The organism is Bradyrhizobium sp. GW821-FHT13H06, assembly GCF_058803975.1.
The window spans coordinates 1-586 of sequence record NZ_JBXAPN010000036.1 but is presented as its reverse complement, the minus strand read 5'-3'; the positions used below and the strand labels follow the sequence as shown (position 1 = coordinate 586).

Genomic DNA, 586 nt, shown 5'->3' with positions numbered 1-586 from the left:
TCCGCGACGATCGACGCCAACGGCCTGCTGACGATCTCGACCACCAACGACTACGCGTCCTCGACCATCGGATCGAGTGCCGCGGGTGGTGCGATCGGCGGCACGCTGACCTCGTCGCTCACCTTCTCGACGGCTTCCACCCCCGTCCAGGATACGGTTGCGCAGACCTCGCGTGCCAATCTGGTGTCTCAGTACAACAACATCCTGAACCAGATCGACACGACGGCGCAGGACTCCTCGTTCAACGGTGTCAACCTGCTCAACGGCGATCAGCTCAAGCTGGTGTTCGACGAGACCGGCAAGTCGAACCTGAGCATTACCGGCGTGACCTACAACTCCAAGGGTCTGGGCCTTGCTGCGCTGACCAGCGGTGTCGACTTCATCGACAACGCGGCCACCAACAAGGTGCTGACCAACCTGAACGCTGCGTCGAGCACGCTGCGCTCGGAAGCCTCGAGCCTCGGTTCGAACCTCTCGGTGGTGCAGGTGCGTCAGGATTTCAACAAGAGCCTGATCAACGTGCTGCAGACCGGTTCGGCCAACCTGACGCTGGCCGACACCAACGTCGAGGCGGCCAACAGCCAGG

General features: G+C 62.3%; 1 pseudogene. It reads left to right on the top strand.

The window, feature by feature from the left end:
* A pseudogene (locus tag AC1RQP_RS40190) lies at window positions 1-586 on the top strand (DUF1522 domain-containing protein); the annotation flags it as partial.